6 protein-coding genes are annotated in these 3,869 nt (G+C 62.7%); 3 read left to right on the top strand and 3 right to left on the bottom strand.

Annotation, left to right across the window (positions count from 1 at the left end):
• Positions 1-341: response regulator transcription factor (locus tag AHiyo1_RS27270; RefSeq protein WP_253257453.1), on the bottom strand; the 341-nt coding region annotated here is incomplete at its 3' end.
• A 157-nt stretch (positions 342-498) separates the two neighbouring features.
• Entirely contained in the window at positions 499-1,149 is a 651-nt protein-coding gene (locus AHiyo1_RS18705; RefSeq protein WP_059389551.1) for a TetR/AcrR family transcriptional regulator, read from the bottom strand.
• 234 nt (positions 1,150-1,383) lie between these two features.
• Here AHiyo1_RS18705 and AHiyo1_RS18700 point away from each other — a divergent pair, with 234 nt between their 5' ends.
• Positions 1,384-2,244 (top strand): DMT family transporter, encoded by an 861-nt coding sequence (locus tag AHiyo1_RS18700; protein WP_148667649.1) that lies wholly within the window; start codon positions 1,384-1,386, stop codon positions 2,242-2,244.
• 28 nt (positions 2,245-2,272) lie between these two features.
• Here AHiyo1_RS18700 and AHiyo1_RS18695 read toward each other — a convergent pair whose 3' ends face one another.
• Positions 2,273-2,827: a GNAT family N-acetyltransferase gene (locus AHiyo1_RS18695; protein WP_059389549.1), complete on the bottom strand. Its 555-nt coding sequence runs from the start codon at positions 2,825-2,827 to the stop codon at positions 2,273-2,275.
• A 130-nt stretch (positions 2,828-2,957) separates the two neighbouring features.
• On the opposite strand from AHiyo1_RS18695, the gene AHiyo1_RS18690 reads away from it, so the two are divergent.
• Entirely contained in the window at positions 2,958-3,440 is a 483-nt protein-coding gene (locus tag AHiyo1_RS18690) for a hotdog fold thioesterase (protein ID WP_059389548.1), read from the top strand.
• Positions 3,441-3,447: 7 nt separating this feature from the next.
• Positions 3,448-3,869 (top strand): phenylacetate--CoA ligase family protein (locus tag AHiyo1_RS18685; RefSeq protein ID WP_445286238.1); only part of this gene is annotated, 422 nt, incomplete at its 3' end.

Genomic DNA, 3,869 nt, shown 5'->3' with positions numbered 1-3,869 from the left:
CGGGCCAGGAGTTCGCGCGGCCGGAAGGGCTTGGTGACGAAGTCGTCGGCGCCGATGGCCAGCCCTTGCAGGGTGTCCACTTCACGTGCCCGGGCGGTGAGCATGATGATGTAGGCGTCACTGAACTCGCGGACGCGGCGGGTTACCTCTATCCCGTCAATGTCGGGCAGGCCAAGGTCCAAAGTGATCACGTCAGGGTTGTGAAGGCGGACCGCATCCACGCCGTCGACGCCGTTTCCGGCCGCGTAAACCTCCAGGCCCGATGCCTCGAGGACGGCATGGACTACCTCACGGATGTCATCGTCATCCTCGATTACTACAGCCACGCCCGATGCGCCCACGTCAAGATCCCCATCTCTCTTATGCTCAGCCCACCTTAACACCAGCGGTACCTGCTATTCTCGCGCATGTCGGCGTAAGTCCGCTTTACGCGCGCGAGCGCGGCCCGTGCGGAGATCGCTGCGGGGCTATTTCCGGCACTCTTCCTGGTCGCACTGCTCACCTGATCTGGAGCTCTCGCCTCACGAACGCGATAAGCAGGTTCCGCGATGTTTCCACCGGAAGGGACGAACCCCGCGCATAGCACTGGACGGCGAGGCCATCCACCATGGCTGCCGTCTCGATGGCGAAACCTTGGGGATCGTCACAGACGAAGGATCCCTCGCTGACGCCGCGCTCGGTGATCTCGCGCAAGGCGCTGCGCCAGCCGTCGTAGTGTTCGCTCATCCAGCTTCCGTAGGCTTCGTCCCTGGCCGCAGCGGACCAGAAGTCGAACCAGATCAGCCAGTGCCTGCGGGAATTCGCATCCGAGCCGAACATCCCCTCGAGGAAAAACAGCAGTTCCCTAGTAGGGTCGCCGGACCCTCTGGCGCTCTCCTGCAGGGGAACGTAGAAGTCTGCGGTTTCCGCCTTGACTACTTCCATCAGGACTTCGTCGAGACTCTTGAAATGGTAAGTGATGGTCCCGGGTGACACTCCGCAGGCTTTTGAAATGTCGCGGATCAGGACATTGAACAGTCCTTTGTCCGCGATCAGGTCCCGCGCGGCGTCAACCACCAGCTGACGCCGCACTTCAGTGGGGTGCCGCTGCCGTTCGCCGGCAGTCTTGGCGCGGGGCCGCTCTTCGTGGTCCTTGGTGGTCGCCGTCATGTCGCTCGTCCTCGTTTCCCCTGCTCAGGCCGATGTCCGACTGATGCGCTTCTCAAAGGTCTCTTCAAAGAATAGTGGCTCTTTATTTCTTCCGCGAACGATCTAATTCATGTACTGTACGAATAAATCGTCTGGGAGAGCAATAGTTCCCTGAATAAGCGCCCTGAAGCAAAGGGCCACTTCACCGGGAAGGCCCCAATTGTGACCGGATGGTACCGAAGACCAGATGTGCTGATGGTGCTGTCTTCCGCGCCCACATACGTGGCTACCCGCGAGGCCCTGAAGGTGATGGACCCCCCGGACCTGACGCCGCTGCGCTACTTGGGTGCCGCCGTCGTGCTTGGCTTGGTGCTGCTGATCCGGCGGCAGCGGCTTACGCTGCGGGGTGGTGACATTCCGAGGATGCTTGTCGCGGGATTACTGGGGTATGCGGGCTTCGGCCTGCTCCTGAACCTCGGGCAGACGACCGTTCCGGCCGGAACAGCGAGTCTCCTGCTGAATATCTCGCCCGTCTTCGCGTTCGTCCTCGGTCATCTGATGTTACGGGAGAGAACGTCGGGCCTGGGCTACTGGGGGATGCTGCTTGCCGTAGCAGGCGTCGTAGCCATTACGCTGGGCGATTCCGCGGCCGTCGGCTTCAACGGCGATGCCTTGTACATCGTGGCAGCCGCACTTCTCCTGTCGGCATTCCTCATTGTCCAGCAGCCCCTGCTGGCACGCGTCCCTCCGCTCGAAGTGGTCTTCTGGGGATCCCTCATCGGCGGAGTGGCAACCCTGCCGACCGCCCGGTTCGCAGCGACGCCGTCCGAGTTCACGTGGAACGCTTGGCTGGCATTGGCCGTGCTCGTGGTGATCTGCACCGTGGTGGGCTACGGTTTCTGGAACGTTTCGCTCTCGCGGACCAGCGTGGCAGAGGGCGGTTCTCTCCTGTACGTCGTGCCGGTGCTGTCCCTGCTGCTCGGGTGGATTTTGCTCGGCGAAGTCCCGGGTGTCGCCTCGCTCCTCGGCGGCGCGGCCGCATTGGCCGGCGTCATCCTGCTCTCCCGGGCAACCGCATCCATCGCACCCGAGAAAGAACTGGAGCCCGCACCATGACCGTCCCCCAAGCAGCTCGCAGTGGATGCTATTTCCGCGCGCGCCACTCCGAGTCAAGCATCGCGTAGATGACTTCGGTGGACCATTGGCCCTTGTAATGCCAGTTGTCCACGAGCTCGGCTTCGCGGCGCATCCCAAGCCGTTCGCACAATCCCGACGACGAGGTGTTCAGGGCATCCAGCTTGGCCTCGATCCGGTGGAACATGAGGGTTTCAAAACCCAGGCGGAGCACGGCTTCGGCCGCTTCTGCGGCGTAGCCCTGGCCTCGGCTTTCCGGTGCCAAGATCCAGCCGATTTCGGCCTGCCCCGTGCCCGGCAGCCACTTGAGCACCACTTCGCCAAGCAAGCCCGGCGTGTCCGCGCGCTCTATGGCGAGGCACACCCAGTCGCCCTCTTGTTCGAAAGAGAAGTTGGCGTAGCGGCCCAACGCTTCCATGGACTGCGTGAGGGTCAATTCCTGCCGGAGCAGGAAGCGCGCCGTCTCGGGTAGCGACTGGTAGGCGTGGAATCGCTCCAGGTCAGTGGCCTCGAACCTGCGAAGCACGAGCCTCGGGGTCCGGATGGGCAGTTCGATGAGCGGCATGACTCGAGGCTACTACGTTGGGGTTTTTGGGGGTCTGGATCCGTCCCGCCGAGCGATCTCCTCTTGACAGTTCAAGCAAACTGGGATTACCTAATGAACATTCGGTAAATAAAGCTGGAGGCAATGACGCATGGTTGAGACCACCCTTTCTGGCGCAGCGCAGCACCAGATTCTCAAGAACGACTACGCCTCCGAGTGGATGGGCCTGGAGGTGCTCAAGGTCGACGACGGCCACGCCACCGTCCGCATGAAGCTCCGGCAGGAAATGCTCAACGGCTTCGGAATGGCCCACGGCGGAATGATCTTCGCCTTCGCCGATTCAGCTTTTGCACTGGCATGCAACCCGGCCAACCCCTCGCCGTCGGAAGCCGACACCATAACTGTCGCCGCCGGCGTCGACATCAACTTCCTCAAGCCGGCCTATCAAGGCCAGGTGATCACCGCCGTCGCGAACCGTCGCGCCAACAACGGCCGCAGCGGCCTGTACGACATCCAAATCTTCGCGGCCGACGCAAGCGAACCTTCCGCCGTCGGGTCTCCCGAAGAACCGGGCAGCTACGGCGAGCTCATCGCCGAGTTCCGTGGCCGCAGCCGCACCATCTCCAAGAAGTAGGAAGACAATGACACAGAACACCGTCGCCGCTCCCGACGCACCGCTTAACACTGCACAGCTAGATCGCGAAGAAACCATTTCCCGCGACGAGCTCGAGGCCTTGCAGCTGAGCCGCCTCCAGCACACCGTGGCCTACGCCTACGATCGCGTGCCACTGTACAAGCGCAAGTTCGACGACGCCGGCGTCCACCCTTCCGATCTCCGCGAACTGTCCGATCTCGGCAAGTTCCCGTACACCACCAAGGAAGACCTCCGCCAGGAATACCCCTTCGGCATGTTCGCCGTACCGCAAGACGAAGTAGCCCGCATCCACGCGAGCTCCGGAACCACTGGCCGGCCAACCGTCGTCGGGTACACCAAGAACGACCTCGCCAACTGGGCCACGCTGGTGGCCCGCTCGCTCCGCGCTTCCGGCGTCCGGCCGGGCAT

The organism is Arthrobacter sp. Hiyo1 (assembly GCF_001263615.2).
Lineage (GTDB): Bacteria > Actinomycetota > Actinomycetes > Actinomycetales > Micrococcaceae > Arthrobacter.
The sequence above is the reverse complement of the archived record's forward strand: the minus strand, read 5'-3'. Positions and strand labels throughout refer to the sequence as shown.

What these genes read in the sequence shown, in the direction of transcription:
- AHiyo1_RS18700 (WP_148667649.1), top strand. Translation starts at nt 1,384, where the DNA reads ATGGTGCTGTCTTCCGCGCCCACATACGTGGCTACCCGCGAGGCCCTG.
- AHiyo1_RS18690 (WP_059389548.1), top strand. Translation starts at nt 2,958, where the DNA reads ATGGTTGAGACCACCCTTTCTGGCGCAGCGCAGCACCAGATTCTCAAG.
- AHiyo1_RS18705 (WP_059389551.1), bottom strand. Translation starts at nt 1,149, where the DNA reads ATGACGGCGACCACCAAGGACCACGAAGAGCGGCCCCGCGCCAAGACT.
- AHiyo1_RS18695 (WP_059389549.1), bottom strand. Translation starts at nt 2,827, where the DNA reads ATGCCGCTCATCGAACTGCCCATCCGGACCCCGAGGCTCGTGCTTCGC.